Source organism: Myroides sp. WP-1, assembly GCF_014145635.1.
Lineage (GTDB): Bacteria > Bacteroidota > Bacteroidia > Flavobacteriales > Flavobacteriaceae > Flavobacterium.
This window is the reverse complement of sequence record NZ_JACHTC010000002.1, coordinates 322,593-348,262: the sequence shown is the minus strand read 5'-3', so window position 1 is coordinate 348,262 and position 25,670 is coordinate 322,593. Positions and strand designations below refer to the sequence as shown.

The 25,670-nt window shown below is 37.0% G+C and carries 22 protein-coding genes; 5 read left to right on the top strand and 17 right to left on the bottom strand.

The features are described 5' to 3' along the window. Nucleotides 1–9: 9 nt before the first annotated feature. From dapB to H4K33_RS03195, 9 genes are all read right to left on the bottom strand, one after another. Nucleotides 10–717, bottom strand: coding sequence for a 4-hydroxy-tetrahydrodipicolinate reductase (gene dapB / locus H4K33_RS03235; protein ID WP_182647066.1), 708 nt, complete (start codon nt 715–717; stop codon nt 10–12). A 14-nt stretch (nt 718–731) separates the two neighbouring features. Next, nucleotides 732–1,304, bottom strand: coding sequence for a DUF5683 domain-containing protein (locus H4K33_RS03230; RefSeq protein WP_182647065.1), 573 nt, complete (start codon nt 1,302–1,304; stop codon nt 732–734). Between the two features lie 23 nt (nt 1,305–1,327). Beyond that, nucleotides 1,328–2,230 carry a ParB/RepB/Spo0J family partition protein gene (locus H4K33_RS03225; RefSeq protein ID WP_182647064.1) on the bottom strand — a complete coding sequence of 301 codons (903 nt, stop codon included), beginning with the start codon at nt 2,228–2,230 and terminating at the stop codon, nt 1,328–1,330. A 24-nt stretch (nt 2,231–2,254) separates the two neighbouring features. Further along, complete coding sequence (locus H4K33_RS03220) at nt 2,255–3,019, bottom strand: ParA family protein (protein WP_182647063.1); 765 nt, start codon at nt 3,017–3,019, stop codon at nt 2,255–2,257. Nucleotides 3,020–3,169: 150 nt separating this feature from the next. Then, complete coding sequence (locus tag H4K33_RS03215) at nt 3,170–4,042, bottom strand: SDR family oxidoreductase (protein ID WP_182647062.1); 873 nt, start codon at nt 4,040–4,042, stop codon at nt 3,170–3,172. A gap of 254 nt (nt 4,043–4,296) precedes the next feature. Further along, on the bottom strand, nt 4,297–5,367 hold the full coding sequence (locus tag H4K33_RS03210) for a phytase (protein ID WP_182647061.1): 1,071 nt from the start codon (nt 5,365–5,367) through the stop codon (nt 4,297–4,299). Beyond that, complete coding sequence (locus tag H4K33_RS03205) at nt 5,367–6,365, bottom strand: metallophosphoesterase (protein ID WP_182647060.1); 999 nt, start codon at nt 6,363–6,365, stop codon at nt 5,367–5,369. Before H4K33_RS03205 ends, H4K33_RS03210 begins: the two co-directional genes overlap by 1 nt. A 70-nt stretch (nt 6,366–6,435) precedes the next feature. After that, the gene (locus H4K33_RS03200) at nt 6,436–9,273 is read right to left on the bottom strand and encodes a TonB-dependent receptor (protein ID WP_182647059.1); all 2,838 of its coding nucleotides are present in this window, start codon (nt 9,271–9,273) and stop codon (nt 6,436–6,438) included. Between the two features lie 632 nt (nt 9,274–9,905). Further along, nucleotides 9,906–10,082 carry a hypothetical protein gene (locus tag H4K33_RS03195; protein WP_172462211.1) on the bottom strand — a complete coding sequence of 59 codons (177 nt, stop codon included), beginning with the start codon at nt 10,080–10,082 and terminating at the stop codon, nt 9,906–9,908. Between the two features lie 143 nt (nt 10,083–10,225). On the opposite strand from H4K33_RS03195, the gene fumC reads away from it, so the two are divergent. After that, nucleotides 10,226–11,617: a class II fumarate hydratase gene (fumC, locus tag H4K33_RS03190; RefSeq protein ID WP_182647058.1), complete on the top strand. Its 1,392-nt coding sequence runs from the start codon at nt 10,226–10,228 to the stop codon at nt 11,615–11,617. A 78-nt stretch (nt 11,618–11,695) separates the two neighbouring features. Here fumC and H4K33_RS03185 read toward each other — a convergent pair whose 3' ends face one another. The 7 genes from H4K33_RS03185 to H4K33_RS03155 form a co-directional block, all read right to left on the bottom strand. Next, nucleotides 11,696–13,030, bottom strand: coding sequence for an MFS transporter (locus H4K33_RS03185; RefSeq protein WP_182647057.1), 1,335 nt, complete (start codon nt 13,028–13,030; stop codon nt 11,696–11,698). Nucleotides 13,031–13,103: 73 nt separating this feature from the next. Beyond that, a complete protein-coding gene (cmk, locus tag H4K33_RS03180; RefSeq protein ID WP_182647056.1) occupies nt 13,104–13,787 on the bottom strand; it encodes a (d)CMP kinase in 684 nt (227 codons plus the stop codon). A gap of 17 nt (nt 13,788–13,804) precedes the next feature. Continuing rightward, the gene (porQ, locus tag H4K33_RS03175; protein WP_182647055.1) at nt 13,805–14,827 is read right to left on the bottom strand and encodes a type IX secretion system protein PorQ; all 1,023 of its coding nucleotides are present in this window, start codon (nt 14,825–14,827) and stop codon (nt 13,805–13,807) included. A 161-nt stretch (nt 14,828–14,988) separates the two neighbouring features. Continuing rightward, the gene (gene lon, locus H4K33_RS03170) at nt 14,989–17,457 is read right to left on the bottom strand and encodes an endopeptidase La (protein WP_182647054.1); all 2,469 of its coding nucleotides are present in this window, start codon (nt 17,455–17,457) and stop codon (nt 14,989–14,991) included. Between the two features lie 189 nt (nt 17,458–17,646). After that, nucleotides 17,647–18,657: a hypothetical protein gene (locus H4K33_RS03165; RefSeq protein ID WP_182647053.1), complete on the bottom strand. Its 1,011-nt coding sequence runs from the start codon at nt 18,655–18,657 to the stop codon at nt 17,647–17,649. Nucleotides 18,658–18,750: 93 nt separating this feature from the next. Further along, nucleotides 18,751–20,052 carry an MFS transporter gene (locus tag H4K33_RS03160; protein ID WP_182647052.1) on the bottom strand — a complete coding sequence of 434 codons (1,302 nt, stop codon included), beginning with the start codon at nt 20,050–20,052 and terminating at the stop codon, nt 18,751–18,753. A 70-nt stretch (nt 20,053–20,122) separates the two neighbouring features. Beyond that, entirely contained in the window at nt 20,123–20,935 is an 813-nt protein-coding gene (locus H4K33_RS03155) for a M48 family metallopeptidase (protein WP_182647051.1), read from the bottom strand. Nucleotides 20,936–21,153: 218 nt separating this feature from the next. Here H4K33_RS03155 and H4K33_RS03150 point away from each other — a divergent pair, with 218 nt between their 5' ends. Together H4K33_RS03150 and msrB are read left to right on the top strand one after the other, a co-directional pair. Beyond that, nucleotides 21,154–22,032 carry an alpha/beta fold hydrolase gene (locus H4K33_RS03150; RefSeq protein WP_182647050.1) on the top strand — a complete coding sequence of 293 codons (879 nt, stop codon included), beginning with the start codon at nt 21,154–21,156 and terminating at the stop codon, nt 22,030–22,032. 10 nt (nt 22,033–22,042) lie between these two features. After that, nucleotides 22,043–22,435: a peptide-methionine (R)-S-oxide reductase MsrB gene (gene msrB, locus H4K33_RS03145; RefSeq protein ID WP_182647049.1), complete on the top strand. Its 393-nt coding sequence runs from the start codon at nt 22,043–22,045 to the stop codon at nt 22,433–22,435. A gap of 41 nt (nt 22,436–22,476) precedes the next feature. On the opposite strand, the gene H4K33_RS03140 is transcribed toward msrB, so the two are convergent. Next, nucleotides 22,477–23,208, bottom strand: a complete 732-nt coding sequence (locus tag H4K33_RS03140; protein WP_182647048.1) for a biotin--[acetyl-CoA-carboxylase] ligase — start codon at nt 23,206–23,208, stop codon at nt 22,477–22,479. Between the two features lie 102 nt (nt 23,209–23,310). Between H4K33_RS03140 and rsfS the strand changes: the two genes are divergently transcribed. After that, nucleotides 23,311–23,682 carry a ribosome silencing factor gene (rsfS, locus tag H4K33_RS03135; RefSeq protein WP_158961357.1) on the top strand — a complete coding sequence of 124 codons (372 nt, stop codon included), beginning with the start codon at nt 23,311–23,313 and terminating at the stop codon, nt 23,680–23,682. Nucleotides 23,683–23,701: 19 nt separating this feature from the next. Beyond that, the gene (gene ftsH / locus H4K33_RS03130; protein ID WP_182647047.1) at nt 23,702–25,666 is read left to right on the top strand and encodes an ATP-dependent zinc metalloprotease FtsH; all 1,965 of its coding nucleotides are present in this window, start codon (nt 23,702–23,704) and stop codon (nt 25,664–25,666) included. The last annotated feature ends 4 nt before the right edge of the window (nt 25,667–25,670 follow it).

Below are 25,670 nucleotides of genomic sequence, written 5' to 3'. Positions count from 1 at the left end.
CCAATTTACTTATTTTTTCAAATTAAGTACATCTTTCATTGAGAAAATACCTTTTTTATCTTTTATCCATTCTGCAGCAATAACCGCCCCAAGAGCAAATCCCTCTCGGTTATGTGCTGTGTGTTTAATCTCAATTTGATCAATTGACGAGTCATATCTCACTGTATGCGTACCAGGTACCTTATCTTCTCGTACGGCATCGATGTGAATTTGTTCTGCTGTAGGTTGTGCGTCTAAGGTCCAGCTAGTATAGGAAGAATTCGCAATAATTCCTTCAGCTAAAGTAATAGCCGTTCCACTTGGAGCATCTAATTTTTCTGTATGGTGCACTTCTTGCATTGCTACGGTATATTGTTCTAAGTTATGCATCATTTTTGCGAGGTAATCATTTAATTCAAAAAAGATATTCACTCCCAAACTAAAATTTGAACCATATAAAAAAGCTTGTTCTTTTTCCTTACAAAAAGCGACAACCTCTTCATATTGATTCAACCATCCAGTTGTACCACTTACTACAGGTACTCCAACGCTTAACGCTTGTTTTATATTATCTACTGCAACAGATGGCACACTAAAGTCAATGGCTACATCCGCAGTGGCTAAATTTCCGGTTTCTTGATTTCTCTGTTTTGTATAGACTACAGCATGTCCTCTTTCAATGGCTATACGCTCAATGATTTTACCCATTTTGCCATAACCTAATAGTGCAATATTCATAAGTTTACTTTGATTTAAAAGCGATATTGTACATTAATCGCATATTGAACCTGTTGCTGTTGCATCAAGCTTTTTTGATCAAATTCGATAACGGGTTGAATCGTCAGGTTTTCATTGACATTGAATTGCATCAAATGCGCATCAACATTGGCATCAACAATACTTAACACATAAAATCCAACAGCGATTACCACAGATAAGTCTCTATTTTTTCGGTAGAAATTTTGTCCGTCTAATAAACGTTGTTCATCTAATCCCGCAAGTGTTGGATCTGTTTGATCTATTTTACCTTGTAATCTGTTCTTATACTCATTGCGATAGCGGTCATAATTGCGTTGGTTATCTGCCCAAAAGTATATAGGGACACCAATTCCGGCATAAACCAAGGGAACCTTCCAATATTTTTTGTTATAAATCTGTCCTAAACCGGGAACAATTGAGGTATAGAATGCGGCACGAGAGGGTGCGACAGGATCAAGAGGTTTGTATGCAGCCTCTTTTTTTCGTTTTTCGTTTTTACTTTCTTTCTCTAGTATTTCTTCTTCTTGTGCAAAACTAGCAACTTGAAAAAGCATACTGAAAATCATTATCAACAATAATTTACTTCTCACTACTTGTCTAAAAGTTTGATAATACGCTCTAAATCTTCTTCTGAGTAAAAGGGAATTGTAATTTTTCCTTTTCCATTGTGGTTTGCTTTAATATCAACCTTAGCGCCAAAAAACTTACCAAATGATTGTCTGTATGTTTCTGGAACAGCAGGTTGAGCCTTCGGCTGCGCTTTTGTATTGACCTCTTTTTTATCTCCTTCTTGATAGTTCTTTACTAGCATTTCTGTTTCGCGAACCGATAAGTTTTCGACAATAATTTTGTGGTAGATATCCGTTTGTACGTCTAAATCGTCAATAGTAATAATAGCTCTTCCGTGTCCCATCGTAATAAAACCATCTCGAATCCCCGTTTGAATGATAGGGTCTAACCTCAACAGTCGAAGATAGTTTGCAATCGTAGATCGCTTTTTTCCTACGCGATCACTTACTTGTTCTTGTGTTAAGCTAATCTCCTCCATCAAACGCTGATAAGACATCGCAATTTCGATTGGGTCTAAATCATGACGTTGAATGTTCTCCACCAACGCCATTACAAGCGAATCATTGTCGTTTGCAATGCGAATATAAGCAGGAATCGTTGATAAACCAGCAATTTTAGAAGCTCTTAACCTTCTTTCCCCCGAAATTAACTGATACTTATTAAAGTCAATCTTACGAACGGTAATTGGTTGAATCACACCAAGCTCGCGAATACTACTCGCTAATTCTTGTAGTGATTCTTCATTAAAATTGGTACGAGGCTGAAAAGGATTTATTTCAATTGCTTCTAAATCCAATTCGATGATATTCCCCACAACTTTGTCTGCATTGGTATCGTCAATCGATTTAATATCGTTTTCCGGATCTTTTAACAACGCCGACAATCCTCTTCCTAAAGCTTGTTTTTTTATTGCTTTTGCCATAGTTTATCTTTCCTCTCCTATTTTTTAGTGATTCTTTTTTACTATTTCCTCCGCTAAATTAATATAATTTGTAGCACCTTTACTTGTTGCGTCGTAATTTATGATACTTTCACCGAAACTCGGTGCTTCACTCAATTTTACATTTCGCTGAATAATGGTATCAAAAACCATGTCATTAAAGTGTTTTTGTACCTCTTCTACTACTTGGTTAGACAAGCGTAAACGCGAATCATACATCGTTAATAACAGTCCTTCAATATCCAATTTTGGATTGTGAATGCGCTGTACACTTTTGATTGTATTCAACAATTTCCCTAGTCCTTCCAGAGCGAAATACTCACATTGAATAGGGATAATAACAGAGTCTGCAGCTGTTAAGGCATTTAAGGTTAACAGTCCTAAAGAAGGTGCACAATCAATGATGATGTAATCATAGTGATTTTTAATTGATTGCAAGGCTTCTTTCAGCATGTATTCTCTGTTTTTCTTATCAACTAGTTCAATTTCGATTGCGACTAAGTCAATATGTGCAGGAATTAAATATACATTGGGGGCTGTACAGGCTACAACAGCATCGGCAGGAGTACAACTGTGTTCCAGTACTTCATAAGTACCAATTTCCACAGCTTCCACATCTACACCTAAACCGGAAGTAGCATTAGCTTGAGGGTCGGCATCGATTAACAATACCTTTTTTTCCAGCGCTCCTAATGAAGCAGCTAAATTTACAGAAGTAGTAGTTTTACCTACTCCACCCTTCTGATTGGCAACAGCTATAATTTTCCCCATTTTCTTATATCAAATAGTTTTTGAGTGGTAAAAATACAATTATTTATCTGTATATAAAATCTATTTTATTAACATTCTCAATCGATAACTTTTCCTTAAAAAAAGGGTAATCTCTTATTATACAAAAGAATACCCTTTACTAATTTTATCTTATTTCTTGCGAATATTTGCTTCTAACATATCCCACATCGCTTCGGGAACTTGATCTAACATATTAAATTCACCTGCGCCTTGCAACCACTCTCCTCCATCTATTGTGATTACTTCTCCGTTGATATAGCTCGAGAAATCAGAAATCAAATAGGCTGCTAAATTGGCTAACTCTTGATGCTCACCGACTCTGCGCAATGGAATTTTCTTGGTTAGGTCAAACTTTTCTTTTAAGTCACCTGGTAGTAGTCGGTCCCAAGCACCTTTAGTAGGGAAAGGTCCAGGAGCAATCGCGTTGAAACGCATGCCATACTTCGCCCATTCTACAGCCAAGCTTCTCGTCATGGCCAATACCCCCGCTTTCGCAACAGATGATGGCACAACATAAGCCGAACCAGTCCAAGCGTAAGTTGTTGTAATATTCAACACAACTGTATTGCGTTGTTTTTGTTCGATCCAGTGTTTTCCCAAAACTAGCGTACAGTTTTTCGTTCCTTTTAAGACAATATCTACAATAGTATCAAACGCATTAGAAGATAAGCGCTCTGTGGGAGAAATAAAATTACCCGCTGCATTGTTGAGTAGAACATCGACCTTGCCCCATTTATCCAATACGGCTTGTAACATCTGTTCCACTTGCTCGTAATGTCTCACATCACAGCTTACAGGAAAACACTCTCCTCCTGTTTGTTCTTCCAGTTCTTTGGCCGTTTGTTGTAATTTATCTAAATCTCGAGAAGTGATGACTACCTTAGCTCCAATTTCCATGAAGTAAGCTGACATAGATCGTCCCAAGCCACTTCCTCCTCCTGTTACAATAACTACTTTATCTTTTAATGCCGTTGGTGGCAACATTTTTTCTGTATAACTCATGGTGTTTTTTCTTTTTGATAATTCTTAAAGATACAAAAAAGGAAGTTGATTTTCTTTCCTCTAGGTTGAAAAACTTTATTTTGAAGGGGGCAGAAATGCCAGAAGATATTTTTACGTCTCAACGCCTCACCCTCTCAACGCCTCACCCTCTCAACGCCTCACCCTCTCAACACCTCAACCTCTCAACACCTCAACACCTCAACACCTCAACATAAAAAAAGACATCCCGAGAGATGTCTTTTTTTATGTTGAGTTTATTTCTTTTTTGCTTGATCAATTTTTTCTTGAATCTTCGTCCAATCGTAGTAATGAAATACTTTGCCGTTGCTCATCATCACTAACATCCCCTGCGGAAATCTCGGATCAAGTCCACGGGCTGTAATCTCCAATCCATCGCATTCAATTGCTGCGACTGGAATCGTTGTAATTAATCGATGTTCATGTGGATTATTCGCTTCTCCTTCTCTAGGATAAATCAAGATTGAATTGTCTTGTTGATTGGAAACAACCAAATATCCTGTTGTTGCATCTTTTTTGTAAATCGCAATACCTTCGTGATCGCGCTTCGCATCAGTTTGTGCAAAAAAGGCCAATTCTTGATTTCCTTTTACTGGATCTGCGTAATATTTTCGCACCCCTTCTACCTCATCAGAATAGTACACATAGCCTAATTCTCGATCAACTGCAATGGCTTCAATTTCTTTCTTTCCGCTATAAGCACCAAACTTTCGCACCAATTGTAGCGCTACCTTTCCGTCCGCATGAGTTTGATACGTGTATTGCCACAAGTAGTCTTGAGCAGGTCCATTTTTACGTCCTACAATCGCATAAAACACCTTGGTATCTCCCTCTTCTTTTTCATACAAAGCGATTCCCATCGGTTCATTGTACTCTTCTGTAGCTTCTCCTTCAAACACCTTCAATCCTCCTCCATCTATAGGTACTAGCTCTGGTAACTTAAAAATGCGGATAGCATTGGCATTGCGCTCAGTTACTACTGCCACGTCTATTACCCCTTCACCATAGGGAAAATCATACGCGATATCCACGTTATTCGGACGTGCCATGTCGACGAATTGACGAACAATTTTTCCTTGTAAATCATAGGCATATAGTCCGCCTCCATTTTCTTTATCAGTTCCTATAACCAAACTTTTAGTTTGATCCTTTTTATTGATCCAAATTGCAGGATCATCCGTATCAAAAACAGTTTGTTCTGTCACCACTACAGGTTGAATGGCATCAGGCGAAACAGGGGCCAATTTATCTTTACAGCTGGTTAGTACAGCTAAACTAAGTAACAAGTATAGAGATATCTTTTTCATTATTTTTTCTTTTGAATGGTATGGGTATAGATTACTTCTGTCATTTTTTCATCTGCTTTTACTACCTGAACAGTTAGCACCTCTCCTGCGATTGTGAAGGTCATAAACCCAGGTTCTGCAGCTGAAAAAAGCGTGTGTTCCATCGTTCCCGACGGGCGAACTTCACTTGCAGCCCCTGACAAGAACTGTGTGGTGTAACGCTGTTTTGGTTTAATAATTTGCAAATCGTGTTCATGTCCACAGATATAAGCATCTACGCGATGACGATCAAAAAGATCGGCAAATTTTTGTTCAAACCCTTGCGTGTCTTTATTTGTTTTTCGCTTTCCTCCACTGTACATGGGATGATGCCCAACAACAATTTTCCATTGTACATCCTCTGCTGTTTGACTGAGCGTTTCCTCAAGCCATTGCATTTGCTTGGCCGTATCTTGTTCTCTTAAATCGCTGTACTTTGCACTTTTTTGATAACTATCAATAAACGGATTTGTATCCATCACTACCAACAACAGTTTTTTTCCATTCTCTAATTTAAAGGTTTTACTGTAATAGCGGTCAGGCATATTCCATCGTCTGCTCACTTGTGTATAATCTATTTGTGCTTGTACATTTCCCAAGTAATCGTGATTCCCTAGGGCTACATACCAATCTGCATAGAGTGCAGGATTGGTATACACTTGCTCAAAAGAAGAAATCCAATGATAATCTTGTGTACTCGCTACGCCATTGGGATAGAAATTATCTCCCACTGAAACGACAAATTCCCCATCAAGAACTACCATGGCATTCCCCATGGCGCGTGCGACGTCCTTTTGATAGTAATCCCCTACACGTCCAAAATCGCCTAAAACCACGAAATTAAAACTGTCATCTTGAAATTTTAAGCTTGGAATATTCTCTCCAGAATATCCCGTGCTCTTTTCGTATTCAAATGGTGTTTGAGCTTGTGCTATTCCTGTTAAACTAAGTAATAAGAAGGTATATAGTATTTTCTTCATGTCTTATTTATGACAAAAAATACAGCCAATAAAACTATTCGCTGTATTTTTTATGGTGTATAATTAATTTTTATAAATCAAATTTAATGCCCAACGTAAATTTCGGTTGGTAGTATTCCATTTGCATTACGCGATTGCTTACCCCTTGATAGTATCTCAACGGTTGATTGGTTAAGTTATTTGCTTCAGCGAATACACGTAAATATGAGGTGATTTTATAAGAAGCATTCGCATCTACAAACAATTGCTTGTCATAGTACATATCTTCAAAGCTATTTCCTCCTAAAGCATCTAAGTAATCTGAAGCATAGTTCATGGAGATACGCGCAGAGAAGCGTTCATTTTCCCATGATAGCGATCCATTAAACATATGAGGTGCTGATCCTGGTAATTCCATATTTTTTCTCAATTCTCCAGCGGCATTGGTAATTCCTTTAGCTTCTGAATGCGTATAGGTATAGTTTACATAGATTCCCAATCCTTTGAAGAATTTACCTGGAATAAAATCTAATTGTCTTTGAAATGCAACCTCAACACCAAACAAATTCACTTGATCTCCATTGCGTTGTTGAGTAAACTTCCAGTTCTCACCCGCTTTAATTGGATTTACTTGATCTGGGAAAGCTGCATTAAAATTATCTTGGTTAAATGATTCAGAACGATACGTATAGATGAAGTCATTTAAATTTTTGTAAAACACTCCCGCAGAGAACATCCCAACAGACTGAAAGTATTTTTCTGCCATTAAATCAAAATTATAGGCATACGTTGCTTTCAAATCTGGATTTCCAGCAGCAATAACGTTGTCTTGAGACACCACGCTAATATAAGGTGCTAATGCATAATAGTCAGGTCTTGCTAGAGCAGTTGTAAATGCAGCTCTATAAATCCAATCGCTATCTGTTTGATATTTAAATGTCAAGCTTGGCATTACATTCGTATAGCTATTTGTATTGTTTACTTCACCTACTAAATCACTTTCATCTACGATGTGGTTTCCAGTGTAATCAATACTCGTATGCTCTACACGAGCTCCAACGATCATCGATAGTTTATCGTTAAAATCCTGATCCCAACGAATGTATCCTGCATAAACTTTTTCTTTTGCTTTGTAATTTAATGCCAAATACTCTTCTGGTTTAGCTTCTTTTTCAAATAAACTAGCATTGTTTAAATCCAATCCTCCTACATATTGTTTAGAGGCAAAATATCCTGGAACATATCTACTTCCTGCTTGAAAATTTGCTCCATCATAAAAACTGTTAGGCACTTCTGCTAATCCTCCAATGGCATTTGGAGCAATTGGCGTATATTCATAGAACATATTGTCGCGTTTCTTGTCTTTTAAGCGCAAACGTGCACCAAAGCGCAAACGCCCTTTTTGATCTTCGATCACAGAGAAGGGAATTCTAAAATTCAATTTAGCTCCAAACTCGCTGTCTTTTGTAAAGTTGTGATTTTCTGTTGCTTTTCTAAAGCTAAAATTTTCTGGTGTATCTTTTGCAGCGGTTATCAAAGGAAAATCGCCATTCGATAAATCTTCTATCATCGCTACTTTCTTATTTTGAAAGTCTAGATAACGCTCTCCTGGTCTATCTTCTGATGCACGAGCATAATTCACAGACCAGTCCATATCTAAATTACTCGACCACAAGTGTTCTCCACTCAAGGCGTAATTTTGCACACGTTGATCTTCTAAACGTGCATTCTTATTGCGATTGTTGTCGATTCCTCCTTTTGTTTCTCTTCGAATATCTCCTTTATACCCGATGATGTTATTGTCCGCATCATACTCAGGAGTAATTCCTCTATAACGAACACGATAACGATTTTCTCTATCATCTCTCCAATTGTACATGGCACTCGCATAAATCGTGTGATTATCGTTAATCTTGTAGTCAAACGCACCAGAAAAACTACGTCTTACACGTTGTACATCGTATTTTCTAATGTCATATTGATTGATATAAGTATTGCCATGGTCGTCTTGTGCCCACACCGCCTCTACGTTATCAGAGCCGAAGTTATTGCTGTTATAAGATCCACTTAAAATCATTCCGAATTTAGAATCTAAAAATCGATTGCCATAAACGAAACTCCCAATGTAATTTCCCTTTTCTCTAATTGGATTATATCCTCCTGCCACTGTTGCAGAGATACGCTCTCCATAGGGTGATGCACGCGTGATTAAGTCAACCGAACCTCCAATTGCATCTGCATCCATATCTGGCGTTAAGGTTTTATTTACTTCAATGGAAGAAATCATATCCGAAGGAATTAAATCCATCTGCACATTGCGGTTATCTCCCTCTGCTGAAGGAATTCGATCTCCATTTAACGTCACTGAATTTAAACTTGATGCCAATCCTCTTATTACGATATTACGCGCTTCTCCTTGGTCGTTTTGCATGGTAATTCCCGGTACTCGTTTTAGTGCATCTCCAATATTAGAATCTGGAAAACGCCCTACTTGATCTGCAGAAATAACATTGGTTACATTGGCATTGTTCTTCTGCTGGTTCAGTGCTTTTGCTTGTCCCTTTAGTCGATCACCTATGATGACAATTCCCTCTAAGGTTTGTACATCTGTAGATAAGTCTAAGTTTACAACTGTATTGTTTCCTGCGGTTACTTCTACTTCTCGTTCAATAGGAGCATACCCGATATAACTGACAGCTAAGGTATATTGCCCAACAGGAATATTTAAAAATTCAAAATAACCGTTGGTATTACTAATGGTGTATTGTTTTCCTTTATTTAAAATTACGGCTGCACCAGGTAATGAGCTTTTATCTGTTGCATCGATCACTCTTCCTGATACGATTCCGAATTTTTTTTCTCCTGTTTGTGCTTGTAAGGCTAAAGCAAAACAAAATGTAAAAAAGAATAATAGGTACTTTAGTTTCATAATGATAACGTTGAATAATTTTAAGCAAACTTACCCTTACCCCTATGAAATTGTGTTTCTATATCGTTATGATTGTGTGGTGGTTTTACTTGTTATGTTAAGTAATTGGTTGTCTTTTTAAGAAAATGTTATTTGGTGGTATTGGAGAGAGAGGTTTGTTGTGGGTTGTTCGTTGTCTGTTGTTGAACATCCCTAAATATTGCTGACTGTTTTTTAAACCTTAATTTCATTAATAAAGGATAGTAATAATTGGTATAAGCTTGCACTATTTTTTTGAAAAACGCTACAATAAAGAGTAGTATTAGTACGTAGGGTTGCACAGTTATAGTAGGACGAGACGTCGTTCGTTTAAGATGAGTCCATGAAGGTATATTTGATTCATATTAAGGAAGGGTTATCTATGGTCACTTCTTGTTTTAAGCAATAAGTTGAATGTTATTTTTTGAGTATGAAAATCGATTAAAAAAGTCCTCTTGTTTTAAGATATTCAAACGCCTAACATTTCATCGTCTTATTTAAAAGGAGATCGCTTTTATTTTGACATATTCAAACATCAAACACCTCACCGATACCTATAAACAAAAAAAGAGGCTATGCATCACATAACCTCTTTTATCTCGTAAAATCAAATTCTACATTTGACTTTCTTCTAACTGTTGTTTTTTAGCTTTCTTCTCTTTTAATAACTCCATTGCGCCTCCAGTTGCCCAGTAGCAAGCGAAACCAATTAAGAATATCAAAAGCCAAAACGCCATTGTAATAACGGTCATGGCTACGATGAAACCTAAATACTGTTGAAATTCAAACATTTTATTCCGGATTTTTTTGTATACGTCCCAAATATACATTCTTTTCTCGATATGACAATACCTCCCATTTTATTTTACCTCTTCTTTAGAATCAAACTAAATAATTCAGTACCTTTAAGGTAATTTTAAATACAAATCACATCATGGACTATAGAATAGAAAAAGACACCATTGGAGAAGTTCAAGTTCCCAAAGACAAGTATTGGGGAGCACAGACAGAGCGTTCGAGAAATAATTTTAAAATTGGCCCTGAAGCATCGATGCCCCATGAAATTATTGAGGCTTTTGCTTATTTAAAAAAAGCTGCTGCTTATGCCAATTTTGATTTACAGGTATTGAGTCAGGAGAAACGAGATGCCATTGCACAAGTGTGTGATGAGATTGTTGCAGGAAAATTAGACGATCAGTTTCCTTTGGTTATTTGGCAAACGGGTTCGGGTACGCAATCGAATATGAATGTCAATGAGGTGATTGCTAATCGCGCACAAGTATTGGCAGGATTTGGCATTGGCGAAGGAGAACCTGTATTGAAAGCCAATGACGATGTCAACAAATCACAATCTTCCAATGACACCTACCCTACGGCTATGCACATTGCAGCATATAAAGCTGTAATTGAATCAACGATTCCGGGTGTAACGCAATTAAAAAATACGTTAGCGGCAAAAGCAAAGGAATACAAAGACGTGGTAAAAATTGGGCGTACGCACTTAATGGATGCGACTCCATTAACGTTAGGACAAGAAATTTCAGGTTATGTCGCTCAGTTGGAACACGGCCTAAAAGCGCTCCAAAATACGTTGCCTCACTTAGCGGAATTGGCTTTGGGGGGAACGGCTGTTGGTACGGGATTAAACACACCCGTAAATTACGACGTGGTAGTTGCTAAACACATTGCTGACTTTACAAAGTTACCTTTTGTAACGGCACCTAATAAATTCGAAGCGCTAGCAGCGCATGATGCGATTGTAGAAACACATGGTGCTTTAAAGCAGTTGGCTGTTTCTCTCTATAAAATTGCCAATGATGTTCGTATGTTAGCTTCTGGTCCTCGCTCAGGAATTGGTGAGATTATCATCCCTGCGAATGAACCAGGATCTTCTATCATGCCAGGTAAAGTAAATCCAACCCAATGTGAGGCATTAACGATGGTGGCCGCTCAAGTATTGGGGAATGATGTAACGATTTCCTTTAGTGGTACTCAAGGGCAATATGAATTGAATGTATTCAAACCCGTGATGGCGGCTAATTTTATTCAATCAGCTAAATTAATTGGGGATGCTTGTGTGTCTTTTGATGAACACTGTGCACAAGGCATTGAACCTAATCACAAACGCATTCAAGAATTAGTAGACAATTCATTAATGCTGGTTACGGCCCTCAATACCAAAATAGGTTATTACAAAGCAGCTGAGATTGCACAAACGGCTCATGCCAATGGTACAACGCTTAAAGAGGAAGCAGTTCGCTTGGGCTATGTGACACCAGAGGATTTTGACCTTTGGGTAGATCCGAAGAAGATGATCGGGAATTAGTTTACTGTTAACAGTTATAGAAACTACTTTAGTTAAAAACGAAAAAAGCAGTAGAAAGAAATCTACTGCTTTTTTTTATTAATGCGAAAGATGTTCTACATCTTCCGGTTTGTGTTTGTATTTGAAGACAATCGCAAATAAAATCGTCACCACTAAAGAGAACAGGGCGAAGATGATCCACGAATGTCGCCATCCTTCTACTTGTAGTACCAAATCTTCCTGACTATATACATAGTGATTTACTACGGCTTGAGCCAAGAACATTCCGATGGTTGCGCCAAATCCGTTGGTCATCATCATGAATACCCCTTGAGCAGATGAGCGAATATCTTCACTGGTTTCATTATCTACATATAAAGACCCTGATACATTGAAGAAGTCAAAAGCTATTCCATAAACGATCATGGATAAGATAAACATCCACACGCCATTTCCAGGATCTCCTAATCCGAATAATCCAAAGCGCAATACCCAAGCAATCATCGACATCAACATCACCACTTTAATACCAAAGCGCTTCAAGAAGAAAGGAATCAACAAGATGCACAGGGTTTCTGAAATTTGAGAAAGCGATATTAAGGCATTAGCATTACTTGCTCCCCAAGTATCTGCGTATTCAGGAATCTTTTTAAACGTTGTGATGAAAGGATTGGCATATCCATTGGTGATCTGCAGCGACACCCCTAATAACATAGAGAATATAAAGAAAATCGCCATTTTCTTTTGCTTGAATAAAGCAAATGCTTTTAATCCAAAGGCATCAGCCAAGGAGCGTTTTTCCTTTGATTTATTTACAGGACAATTAGGTAAAGCAAAACTGTATAGAAACAGGACAACACCTAAAAATCCGGATACGTAAAACTGGTGGTAATCTTGTTGAAAACTAATAAAATCAGGACTACTACTGAAGTTAAAACCGAGTGTCCCGTCCGTATACCCAAAGAAGTTTACAAACAACATGGCAATGATAAAGCCAATAGTTCCGAATGTTCGAATAGGTGGAAAGGCTTTAATTACATCCAATTGATTTTGTTTTAACACCGTATAAGCTGTAGAATTGGAAAGCGCAATCGTTGGCATAAAGAAAGCCACACTAATGGTATACAAGGTAAAAATGGTAGTAAAATCTACATTTTCTCCCGAAACATAACCATAATACCCTGTAGCAAACATAAAAAGGGCTGCTAGCAAGTGATTGATTCCTAATAAACGTTGTACTGGAATCCAGCGATCCGCTACGATTCCCATGATTGCAGGCATGAATATAGACACAATTCCCTGCATAGCATAAAACGAGCCAATTTTAGGTCCTAATCCTATAGATCCTAAATAGTTTCCCATTGACGTTAAATAAGCTCCCCAAACAGCAAATTCGAGGAAGTTCATAAACGTTAGTTTTAATTTCACATTCATAATTCTATTGTGTATCGTGTATGGAAATAAACAGCATTGGGATTTCCTTCTTGATTATTTCCGTCCATCATTTTTAAATTCTTTCTTTTACTAATTGGAGGATTAAATCAAATTGCTCTTCTCTTGATAAATTAGAATTATCAATTTCAACAGCATCTGCTGCTTTTACTAAAGGAGAGTCTTCTCTAGCGGTATCGATTTTATCTCTTTCCACTACATTTCGAAAAACTTCTTCGTACTCAACATTGCTATTCTTTTCTTTTAATTCTTTAAAGCGTCTTTCTGCTCGAATTTCGGGTGAAGCCGTCATGAAAATTTTCAGCTCTGCATCAGGAAAAACTACGGTTCCAATATCCCTACCATCCATGACAACACCTTTCGCTTTACCTAGGTTTTGCTGTTGTTCAACTAATTTTCTTCTCACTTCCGATACAGCGGCGATTTGACTTACAAATTGCGACACTTCGAGTGTACGGATGAGCTCTTCTACATTTTCTTGATTTAAATAAATATCGGCATACCCTTTAGACACATTGTATTCAAAGTGAACATCAAAGGTATCTAACAGTTCGACTAATCGAGCTTGATCAAAACTTTTAGTTGAGATCAGTCCTTTGCGCATGGCAAAAAGTGTCACTGCACGATACATTGCACCCGTGTCAATATAGATATAACCTAATGACTTGGCCAGTGCTTTTGCTAACGTACTTTTTCCTGTAGAAGAAAAACCGTCAATTGCTATAGTTATCTTTTTCAAATTTGAAAAATTTACAATTAATTCATATCAAAACGAACACCAAACATACTTGTGTTTGCTGCTGTGGTTTGGCGTGCATAAGAATAGTCGAATTTAAAGCGTTTGAGTTGCAAACCAACTCCCGCAGAGATTCCTGCGAAATGTCTATTATCAACAATTCGCAATTCTTCTCCTTTTCGGAAGTTATAGCCCAAACGGACTTGGAACTTCTTTCTAGGAAAAAGTTCTACTCCAACAATAAAATGCCTAAGGGCATTATTAAAAAAACTGACCTTTTCTTCTTTAAATTCTTCGTCTATAGACGTAGTCCCTCTATTGGGGTTTGAAAAGGACAAATCCCATTGTTGTAAATTATCTATTGTAATGTGCCAACGCAAAGGTACGTTTTCTAATTCTTTCGAAACAGAAATTGCGACATCTAATGGTAATTTTTCTCTATAATCTGCATAGGTTTTTAGCTGAGCCCCCAAATTACGGGCGGTGAAGGCAAAATCCCATTGACCAATTTCGTCTCTATAGAGCACCCCTAAGTCAATAGCCGCACCAATAGATTGATATGACTCCAAAGACGAAAAAACAAATTTTACATTTGCTCCAACATGCCAATCCGATTGCTCTATTTGATAGGAAGATCCCATTGTAAGAGCCACTTCATTCCCCTGAAAACTACCTGTATAGCTACCAAACTCATCATATCCTTCCATGTCGCCATAGTTGAGATAATTAACTCCTACAAAGAGATTGTGCTTGGATCGAAAGGTCTTAGAATACCCTAAAGAGCCGTAATTAGCTGCTCCATACACGCGGCTAAAGCTAGCTTCTAATTGGTTGTTCATCTCTTCATTGATCACGGCAGGATTCAAAAAGGCTTGACTCACTTTAGTGGAAGAAGCAAAGTTTTTTCCTCCAAGAGCAGCCTGAATGGGTGAAGAAGGTAAATTCAAAAACTGATAGGTATAATCAGCCCCTACTTGGCTATAGGTTTTACACGATAGCAAGCAGATCACGGTCAGGCCTATCCACGATATTGAATTCTTCATGAGACATTTGTATTACGTCGCTAATATATTACATTTTCAAAAACAATTATAAAAAAGGAAGTGTTGGTTGATCGTTGGTGATCTTGAAGATCATTGATAAAAAAAAAGCAGTAATAAATAATTTACTACTGCTTTCTCTTGTTTATTCCGTTTATGAATGGTTAGGCTTTCTCTATGCTGAACTGTTTTGCTTTTTTAACTTTTTCGTCTAAAAGTGCTATTTTCAACACTTCATCCATACGATCAACATAATGGAAGGTCAGGCCTTTTACATAGTCTTCTTTAATTTCTTCAATATCTTTTCTATTCTCTTTACACAAGATAATTTCTTTGATATTAGCGCGTTTTGCCGCCAATATTTTTTCTTTAATACCACCAACAGGCAATACTTTTCCTCTTAGGGTAATTTCTCCTGTCATCGCTAAATTTTTCTTCACTTTTCGTTGAGTGAACGAAGAAACCATAGACGTCAACATAGTAATACCCGCACTTGGTCCATCTTTTGGTGTAGCTCCTTCAGGAACGTGAATATGAATTTTATATTGCTCAAATACATCTGGGGCAATTCCCCATTCGTCAGCATGTGCTTTGATATATTCCAACGCAATTGTCGCTGATTCTTTCATCACGGTTCCTAAATTTCCGGTGATACTCAATCCACCTTTACCTTTAGAAATAATAGATTCAATATACAAAATATCTCCTCCAACGCTTGTCCAAGCCAAACCTGTAACTACACCAGCAACATCGTTATTCTCGTATTTATCAGCCTCAAATCGAGGAGTACCTAATATTTTTCGAATATCTTCTTCCGTTACTTTTGGATTAAACTCTTCCTCTAAAACAATGTTTTTTGCAATACCTCTAGCCACATGAGCCAGCTGCTTGTTTAATCCACGTACTCCAGACTCGCGCGTATAATGTGTTACGATAAACTCCATTTGTTTTTTACCGATCACTAAATCCTTCGCTGTAAGTCCGTGTTCTTCTATTTGTTTTGGCAATAAATGTTGTCGCCCAATTTCTACTTTTTCTTCAATCGTATACCCTGTCATTTCAATGATTTCCATACGATCTCTCAATGCAGGTTGAATTGTTGATAAGCTATTTGAAGTAGCAATAAACATCACTTTAGACAAATCATATCCCATTTCAAGGAAGTTGTCATAAAAATCGCTGTTTTGTTCTGGATCCAATACTTCAAGTAAAGCAGAAGAGGGATCTCCATTATTACTCACCGATAGTTTATCAATTTCATCTAATAAGAAAACAGGATTCGATGTTCCGGCTTTTTTCAAACTCTGAATGATACGTCCAGGCATCGCACCGATATATGTTTTTCTGTGTCCTCTAATTTCCGCTTCATCGCGTAATCCACCTAATGAAATACGCACATATTCACGTCCCAATGCTTTGGCAATTGACTTCCCGATGGAAGTTTTACCCACACCTGGAGGTCCATATAAACACAAAATAGGAGCTTTCAAGTCATTGCGCAGTTTCAAAACAGCCATGTGCTCTAACACTCTTTTCTTTACGTCTTCAATTCCGTAATGATCTTTATCTAAAATCTTTTGAGAGCGTTTTAGATCAAATTTATCATCTGAATATTTTTGCCAAGGTAACTCAAGTAAAAGTTCGAGGTAATTGCGTTGAATACCAAATTCAGCTACCTGTGGATTCATGCGTTGCCATTTCATCAATTCCTTGTCAAAACGCTCGCGCACCTCTTTACTCCATTTTTTATCTTTGGCTTTTTTGCGCATGTCTTCAAATTCCTCTTCATTTGAAAAGCCACCCAATTCCTCTTGGATTGTTTTCATTTGTTGATGAAGGAAGTACTCTTTTTGTTGTTGATCGAGATCAATACGCACCTTTGACTGAATGGTATTTTTCAGCTGTAATTTTTGCAATTCAACATTCATCAGACGCAGCGTTTCATACGCGCGTTCTTTTAAATTATTGATATGCAATAATTTTTGTTTATCTTCTACTGTTAGATTGAGATTTGATGAAACAAAATTAATTAAGAAAGAATTGCTTTCAATATTCTTCACTGCAAAAGAAGCCTCTGTAGGAATATTGGGATTTTCTTTGATAATTTCAACAGCAAGTTCTTTTATCGAATCCACAACAGCTAAAAACTCAGGATCTTCAGCTTCAGGACGTATTTCCTCGCATTCTTTTACTGTTGCTGTCAAATATGGTTTTTCACTAATCATTTCAACGATTTCAAATCGCTTTTTACCTTGTAAAATTACCGTTACATTTCCATCAGGCAACTTGAGAACTTTGATAATACGCGCTACTGTTCCGTGGTGGTGAATATCATTCAAACCGGGATCTTCCGTATCTTCATTGATCTGTGCTACCACCCCAATGCTTTTGCCTTTTTTATTTGCTGCTTCAATTAACTTAATTGATTTATCTCTTCCTGCCGTTATTGGAATAACAACACCTGGAAACAAAACCATATTACGCAAAGGCAAGATGGCCAATTCTAAAGGGAGTTCTTCATTATTCATTTCTTCTTCATCCTCTTGACTTAACAAAGGAATGAATTCCGAATCTCCATCTAAGAAATCATCAAGCATCAAATTATCTAATGTTATTATTTTTTGGTTTGCCATATTATAAATATCACGTCATTTTGTCAGTAGTCTTCATTCTAAAATCACCATTAAAAACACTAAGTATCTAATAATCAACAAAAACAACTACCAACTAGTTTCATACTACAGTAGTAGTTCAATCTTTATGCCATAAAAAAACCTTGCATAAAGCAAGGTCTTATGTCAGTTTTTTTATCTCATACACGATTATAATTCGATAGGACCTCCAGTACCTGGATCAGGATTAGGAGTTGTTACTGATTCTTTCATCAATAATCTTGCATTAAAATCACCGAACTCTAGCGTAATTACACTTCCTTCTTTAGATTTTAATTTAAACAAGAACTTACCAATAAAAGTCGTTCTATTTGTTACTATATTAGACTCCATAGATTCAATTCTAAATGAACTTCCCACTAAATCTTTAGCCGCTGCATCAGAATAGTATTTCACTCCATTTTCTGAAGTATATACTACGTCTACTTGATCGTAACCATATGCACCTACTCCCGCTTCTTTTGGAAAGCTAATTTCAATAATTCTCTTGCGTAAAGAAGAACTTTCTGCCTTAATTACAGCTCTTCCTTTTTGGATATCACCTTTTGGATTTGAAATCACCAAAAGATCTTTCATTTCTCTATTATCCAACGTAGCGTAAACAAATCCAAATTCACTTTGTACACCTACTCTTTTATATGGAATATTTTTAAATTCACCTGAGATATTAAATGATCTCAATAAGGCAGTATTTGTAGGAGAAGGATTCACCAAACTACTATACGACCCACTAACAAGCATTGCTTCTTTATCAATCTTTGTAATTTTGATCATTCCATTATTTTTCTTTGGATCCATCATATCCAAAGAACTAAATGCATCATAAGAACCTTCTCCCGTTCTCAATAGATAAGTCATCGGGTTTAGATTCGTTGGAAAATTTCCTTCTTGGAATCGCAATACCTTAAATTCAAATTTTTCATTTCCATTGTCTATTCTATCTAGCAACAACGTAAATTCTCCATTGACATCTAGCCTAGCAATAAAATTTTCTTTTTCAATACGTGTTGTATCAGGTAAAGTAAGAGAAACAAAAGTTGGTCCCTTATAATTTGGATCACTTGAAAAGTCGCTATTATCAGAACTGTTACAAGAGGTTACTAATCCTCCTCCAACAGCCAAGATGCTAATACCCATCAATATCGAATAAATTCTCTTCATAATTTCATATTCTAATTACAAATTCAAATATATATATTTTAATAGATTTTAAAACTTTTTTAATAAAAAAAAATTAACAAAAAATATTCTCTTTTATTTCTTCTTCTCGTTTACACGTAATAATAAGAAAAAACCTACGATAAAAAAGAGAATAAGGAATAAAATCGCATTCTGCATTTTACCTGTTAAGTCACTAATTAGCCCATAGATAGACATTCCTACAACAATACCGATTTTTTCTGTTACATCATAAAAGCTAAAAAAGGAAGTTGTATCTGTAGTTTCGGGCAACAACTTCGCATAAGTTGAACGCGATAGAGACTGAATTCCTCCCATCACCAATCCGACAAAAGCAGCTGCAACGTAAAACTCATTTGGAGAAACGATGGTGTAGGCGTAAATACAAATAAAGACCCACAGCACGTTCAAAACACAGAGCGTATATATATTGCCAATGCGCTTAGACAGACTAGAAGTTGCAAATGCACCGACAATAGCAATGAGCTGAATCAACATAATACTGACGATAAGCCCCATACTACGCTGTTCATCGTCTTGCCAAGCTATTTCCTTTTCACCGAAAAAAGCAGCAATAATCATCACGGTTTGCACAGCCATACTATAGACAAAGAACGCAACTAAATAACGTTTTAATACGCGTTGTTCTTGTAGGAGCACCATGACTTTTTTTAATTCTTTAAAACCATTGAATACGATTCCTTTCGACAGTTTTTTGTCATTTTTAAAATCGGGCAATCTGCGAAAGGTGATTTGACTAAATACAATCCACCAAACACCTACTAAAATAAAAGACATTCGCATGGCTTGTTGTCCGTTATCAAAGCCCAATTTTTCGGCATTCATCACTAATGCTAAGTTGAGAATTAACAACACCACACTCCCCACATATCCCAAGGCATATCCTTTAGCACTGATGCGATCTTGTTGTTCTTCATAAGCGATGTCAGGTAAATAGGAATTATAGAAGACTAAACTCCCCCAAAAACCGATTAAGCCCATCATATAGATAAATAAGCTCAGTCCAAAATAATCTAAACTAAAAAAATACAACAACATGCAAGATACAGCTCCAATACCACAGAAGAGCTTCATGAAGAACTTTTTAGTACCTAAATAATCTGCGATTCCCGATAACAGAGGAGAGATAAAAGCAATGATTAAAAAACCTAAAGCTGTGATATAGCTAATTATGCTTTCGCTATTCATAGACACGCCAAAAAAAGTATACTGATCTATCTCTTTGGCTCTGAATAGCATTCCATAGTACAGCGGAAAAATAGAAGACGATATCACTAGTGGATAAACCGAATTCGCCCAATCGTAAAATGCCCAAGCATTTAAAAGTTTGGCATTCCCCTTTTCAAATTTTTTCATTCTACAGGTTCTAAATAGGCCACTAAAGTAAAAAAAAGCTACCTGTGTGGGTAGCTTTTTTCTATATATTTTAAAAGGTCACGCCAAATTTAGCAGCTTCTGCTTTGGCAGCAGGGATCAATTTCCTTAGATCTTCAATGCGTTGTTGATTAGAAGGGTGTGTACTTAAAAAAGACGAGCCTCCTCCTCCATCACCGCTATTTGCTGCCATACGGCTCCAAAAATTAACAGCTTCATCGGGGTTATATCCCGCAATAGCCATTAAGGTTAAACCAATTTTATCCGCTTCACTTTCGTTGCTGCGACTAAATGGCAACATTACACCATATTGACTCCCCAACCCAAAAGCCATAGCTAAGGCTTCTTTCGTTGATCCTTTGCTATTTGCTGTTGCTGCATCTAGGCCAACCGCCGCTGCTTGCTGTAGCATAGCAGCACTCATACGCTGTTGTCCGTGATTAGCTAAAGCATGCGATACCTCATGTCCCATAACCGTAGCGATTCCAGCATCGGTTTGACAGATCGGCAATATTCCCGTAAAGAACACAATCTTACCCCCTGGCATACACCAAGCATTAACCTCTTTGTCATCAACTAAATTATATTCCCAACGGTAATCGTCTAAATATTTTGGATAACCATTTGCCGTCAACCACTTCTCAGCAGCTATGCGAATCTTGTTTCCAATATCTTCAATTCTCTTTGCGTCTTTCGTTCCTTTAATGACTTTATTTTCTTTCAAGAACTCTCCATACTGCTGGAAAGATGAAGGAAACAAAGAAGCATCTGACACAAAAGCCATTGTACTTTTTCCACTAAATGGATTTGTTTTACAGCCACTTAGCAAAAGAACCACTCCTAAAGTTAAAGCTAGTTTTCTCATTCTTTTTTTTATCAAAATTAAAATTATTCTTTGATGTTTAACAAATGGAAATATTTTTTTGTTTTTTTAATCTTTTGTCAAATCAAACAACAAGTAAGAAGATACCACCTCTTTAAGAACCTGTGTAATAAAAAAACAACTGCAAAAACCAAAAAAGAACCTTGCGAAAAAAAGCCTCCCAATATATTTTGTATTTTTGTTCGAAACGTTGGTAAATAATGCAAGACAATTCTAAAAAGGTAAAACATTCGCTAGAAATACCTAAATCGATCATTTGGACAGGGAAGTTTTTACAATTTTTCTCCCTTTCACTCGCTGCAAAATTCGCACAGAATCTCTTTATAACACCCATAAAATTCAAAACTCCTAAAAGGGAAAAAGAAATGCTTTCTAAAAGCAAAAGAACGAAGTTGTATGTCAATACAATTAAAAAGGATATTGTTGTATACGAATATGGGATCAACAAAAAAGCAACTAAAAAAGCGTTGCTCATTCACGGTTGGAATGGCAGAGGGACACAACTCGTAACCATTGCTAATATTTTAATCAGACAAGGCTATGACATTGTCAGTTTTGATGCTCCTGGTCACGGTTTTTCACCGAAAACAAAAACAAATCTGACTGAATTCATCGCCTCTGCCTTTGAAATCGAAAAGCAATTCGGGCCTTTTGACCTTGTAGTTGGACACTCTTTGGGTGGCATGACAACGATCAATGCATTGCGCGATGGTTTGAAAGCAAAAAAAGCAATCATCATTGGCAGTGGAGACGTAGTACAAGATGTAATTGAAGATTTCGTGAAACAGATTCAGCTCAAACCAGCAATTGCACAGATTATCAAAGCGCGTTTCGAAAAGCAATTCAACCGCTCCATGGACAGCTACTGTGTTCATAAAGCAGCAGAACATCTAGATATTCCGTTATTAATTATACATGATGAAGACGATGTTGATGTTCCGATTAAAGCGGCTTATCAAATTAAAAAACACGCACCAACTAGCCAATTGATGATAACAGCAGGTCTAGGTCATCGCAAAATATTGGGTGATAAAAAAGTAATTGAACGCATTCGCGATTTTACACAGGAAAACAACTAATAACAACAAGATGAAAAAAGACAAACAGACAACAGAGCAAGAATGGCAGGAAATACTGACACCAGAGCAATTCTATGTATTGAGAGAAAAAGGAACAGAGCGTCCTTTTACAGGAGAGTACAATGATTTTTATGAGGACGGACAATATGTTTGCTCGGGTTGTGGTCAAGTTTTATTTGATTCTAACACCAAGTTCAACTCCCACTGCGGATGGCCGTCTTTTGATCAAGCCGTAGAGGGCAGCGTCACTTACAATAAAGATGTAAGTCACGGTATGGTTCGTGTAGAAGTAGTTTGTTCCAATTGTAACGGTCATTTAGGACATGTATTTCCTGATGGGCCACAAGAAACAACTGGGCATCGCTATTGCATTAACTCAATTTCAATAAAGCATCAAAAATAAACAATGTCGTAGTTCAAAGTAAGGACAATCCTTATTTTGAACTAATACAATAGCTTTACTTCTTTCAAGTCAAACACCGCGTTTGAGCTGTCTTCCATTTCGACAACTAACTTTCCATAAGGAGTCACATCTCTTATTATTCCGTTAAAGCGACTACCTTGAGGCAATTCAAAAGCAGACACACTGTCTTTTCGAAACAAAAAAGTCTTATACTCTTGCCACATAAGAGCAGCTTGACCTTCTGCCAATTGCTGATAGCCCTTCGCTAATTCTTGCAATAACGCGTGCAAAAGTTCTTCTTTATCTAGCTGTTTTTCAAGCATAATAGAAAGAGAACTTGCTTTACTCATCGAAGAGAAGTTCTTTTGATTAACATTAATACCAATTCCGACAATAGAGAATACTTCACCTTGCTGCTTGATAATATTCTCAATGAGTATGCCACAGATTTTCTTTGTATAGGACAAAATGTCATTCGGCCATTTGATAAAAAATGGCAGGTTATACATTTTTTTTAAGGTGCGTACAACAGCCAAGGCAACCATAACATTCAGATCAAAAACACGTTGAATTGACACCGGCACACTTTTCAACAACACGCTAAATGTCAGGTTACTACCTGCTTCAGATACCCAATTAGAACCACGCTGTCCTTTACCTGCAAATTGATTTTCAGCAACAACAACAGTGAAGTTTTCTAAATCACAAGTTGTTAACATCTCTCTTAAATAGGTATTTGTAGACGCCGTGGCATCGAGTTTGATAATATTCATATAAAATTATTGTAGTCTAATCAGAAGCGATTCACTATATTTGAACCCAAAATTAGGAAACATATTTTTGTTAACTTGAAGAAATTTAGATAAAATCAATAAATGACAAACAAAACTATCAACAACGACGAATTGATTGCTAATATTATCAAAGGAATTGAAGCTGTAAAAGGGGAAAACACAACAATTTTAGATTTAAGAGAAATAGATAACACACCTTGTGATTACTTCATTATATGTGATGGAAACTCGAATACGCAAGTAAATGCGATCGCGGGTTCAGTTCAAAAAATTGTATCAAAAGAATTACACGACAAACCTTGGCATGTTGAGGGGGAAATAAATGCAGAATGGATTTTAATGGACTACGTTAATGTTGTGGTACACGTATTCCAAAAATCAATTCGCGAATTTTACAACCTAGAGAGCTTGTGGGGAGACGCAAAGATTACAAATATCAACAGCCAATATTAAACCTTAAAATTTATTCTTCATGGCGGGAAACATAAAACCAAACCAAAACAAACCCAAATTTAGCCCGTGGATATTGTACGCGAGCATTGTGGTTATTGTATTGGTTATAAACTTTTTATCAAACGGAAGCGGTGTTGGAGATTCCAAACAACTGAGTCTGTCTAAATTCTTCGATTACCTGAAAGAAGGTAAAGTTGAAAAGGTAGAATTTAATCGTTCTGTTGCTAAAATTTATTTGACCAAAGACGCTTTGCAGAGCAAAGACTTTGAAGAATTACAACGAAAATCAATCTTAGGTAAAGAAAGTACAGGTCCTCAGTTTGTAACAGAAATTGGTAACTCAGAAATTTTCCAAAAGAAATTGGATGAAGCTGCTGTTGAGGGTAAACTTCTGGAATACAAATCAGAAGCAGAGAGTAACTGGGGTGATTATTTCATCAGTTTCTTGCCAATTATCATTATCATTGGTTTCTGGTTATTCATGATGAGAAGAATGACTGGTGGCAGTGGTGCTGGTGGTGGTGGACAGATTTTCTCTATTGGAAAATCAAAAGCTAAACTCTTCGACGAAAAGAACGACATTAAAGTTACTTTTAGTGATGTGGCAGGATTAGAAGGGGCCAAAGAAGAAATTGTAGAAATTGTAGAGTTCTTAAAGAACCCTGAAAAATATACATCAATTGGTGGAAAAATACCAAAAGGAGCTCTTTTGGTAGGACCTCCAGGAACAGGTAAAACATTGTTAGCTAAAGCAGTTGCTGGCGAAGCAAAAGTACCTTTCTTCTCGTTGTCAGGTTCTGATTTCGTAGAAATGTTCGTTGGAGTTGGTGCATCACGTGTACGCGACTTATTCAAACAAGCAAAAGAAAAATCACCAGCTATTATCTTTATTGACGAGATTGATGCTGTAGGTAGAGCTCGAGGAAAAAGTAATTTCTCTGGATCAAATGACGAAAGAGAAAACACGTTAAACCAGCTACTGACAGAAATGGATGGTTTCGGTTCACATACTAACGTAATTGTATTGGCAGCAACTAACCGTGCAGAAATCTTGGATAAAGCCCTTCTACGTGCAGGTCGTTTTGACAGACAAATTTATGTTGACCTTCCGGACGTTAAAGAGAGAGAAGCTATTTTCAATGTTCACTTGCGCAACATTAAAAGAGTAGACAATTTAGATATTGACTTTTTAGCTAAACAAACACCGGGGTTCTCTGGTGCTGACATAGCAAACGTGTGTAACGAAGCGGCTTTAACTGCAGCTCGTAAAGACAAGAAAGAAGTAGATATGCAAGATTTCTTGGATGCAGTAGACCGTATTATAGGTGGATTAGAAAAGAAAAACAAAATCATTACACCAGAAGAGAAATACGCTATCGCTATACACGAAGCAGGTCATGCGACTGTAAGTTGGATGTGTGAACATGCAGCACCACTTGTAAAAGTTACTATTGTACCGCGTGGACAAAGTTTAGGAGCTGCTTGGTATTTACCTGCTGAAAGACAAATTGTCCGCACAGAACAAATGCTAGATGAAATGTGTGCTACTATGGGTGGACGTGCTGCTGAAAAAATTGTCTTTGACAAAATTTCAACGGGTGCACTCAGTGATCTTGAAAAAGTAGCCAAACAAGCAAGAGCGATGGTTACTGTTTATGGATTAAACGACAGACTTGGAAACATCACCTATTACGATTCATCAGGTCAGAACGAGTACAACTTTAGCAAACCTTATTCAGAAGATACAGCTAAGGTAATTGACGAAGAAATCTCGAAATTGATCGAAGGTCAATATGAGCGTGCTCAAACCATTTTAACTCAACACAAGGATAAATTAATTCAATTAGCCGATTTACTTTGTGAAAAAGAGGTTATTTTCCAACAAGATTTAGAAAATATCTTTGGTAAAAGACCTTTTGAACCAGTTGAAACAGTAGAAAACACAATTCAACCTCAATCGGATAGCGAAGAAACAATCGCTTAATCAA

Coding starts and splice junctions, on each gene's coding strand:
- dapB (WP_182647066.1), bottom strand. CDS start 717: ATGAATATTGCACTATTAGGTTATGGCAAAATGGGTAAAATCATTGAG.
- H4K33_RS03230 (WP_182647065.1), bottom strand. CDS start 1,304: ATGATTTTCAGTATGCTTTTTCAAGTTGCTAGTTTTGCACAAGAAGAA.
- H4K33_RS03225 (WP_182647064.1), bottom strand. CDS start 2,230: ATGGCAAAAGCAATAAAAAAACAAGCTTTAGGAAGAGGATTGTCGGCG.
- H4K33_RS03220 (WP_182647063.1), bottom strand. CDS start 3,019: ATGGGGAAAATTATAGCTGTTGCCAATCAGAAGGGTGGAGTAGGTAAA.
- H4K33_RS03215 (WP_182647062.1), bottom strand. CDS start 4,042: ATGAGTTATACAGAAAAAATGTTGCCACCAACGGCATTAAAAGATAAA.
- H4K33_RS03210 (WP_182647061.1), bottom strand. CDS start 5,367: ATGAAAAAGATATCTCTATACTTGTTACTTAGTTTAGCTGTACTAACC.
- H4K33_RS03205 (WP_182647060.1), bottom strand. CDS start 6,365: ATGAAGAAAATACTATATACCTTCTTATTACTTAGTTTAACAGGAATA.
- H4K33_RS03200 (WP_182647059.1), bottom strand. CDS start 9,273: ATGAAACTAAAGTACCTATTATTCTTTTTTACATTTTGTTTTGCTTTA.
- H4K33_RS03195 (WP_172462211.1), bottom strand. CDS start 10,082: ATGTTTGAATTTCAACAGTATTTAGGTTTCATCGTAGCCATGACCGTT.
- fumC (WP_182647058.1), top strand. CDS start 10,226: ATGGACTATAGAATAGAAAAAGACACCATTGGAGAAGTTCAAGTTCCC.
- H4K33_RS03185 (WP_182647057.1), bottom strand. CDS start 13,030: ATGAATGTGAAATTAAAACTAACGTTTATGAACTTCCTCGAATTTGCT.
- porQ (WP_182647055.1), bottom strand. CDS start 14,827: ATGAAGAATTCAATATCGTGGATAGGCCTGACCGTGATCTGCTTGCTA.
- lon (WP_182647054.1), bottom strand. CDS start 17,457: ATGGCAAACCAAAAAATAATAACATTAGATAATTTGATGCTTGATGAT.
- H4K33_RS03165 (WP_182647053.1), bottom strand. CDS start 18,657: ATGAAGAGAATTTATTCGATATTGATGGGTATTAGCATCTTGGCTGTT.
- H4K33_RS03160 (WP_182647052.1), bottom strand. CDS start 20,052: ATGAAAAAATTTGAAAAGGGGAATGCCAAACTTTTAAATGCTTGGGCA.
- H4K33_RS03155 (WP_182647051.1), bottom strand. CDS start 20,935: ATGAGAAAACTAGCTTTAACTTTAGGAGTGGTTCTTTTGCTAAGTGGC.
- H4K33_RS03150 (WP_182647050.1), top strand. CDS start 21,154: ATGCAAGACAATTCTAAAAAGGTAAAACATTCGCTAGAAATACCTAAA.
- msrB (WP_182647049.1), top strand. CDS start 22,043: ATGAAAAAAGACAAACAGACAACAGAGCAAGAATGGCAGGAAATACTG.
- H4K33_RS03140 (WP_182647048.1), bottom strand. CDS start 23,208: ATGAATATTATCAAACTCGATGCCACGGCGTCTACAAATACCTATTTA.
- rsfS (WP_158961357.1), top strand. CDS start 23,311: ATGACAAACAAAACTATCAACAACGACGAATTGATTGCTAATATTATC.
- ftsH (WP_182647047.1), top strand. CDS start 23,702: ATGGCGGGAAACATAAAACCAAACCAAAACAAACCCAAATTTAGCCCG.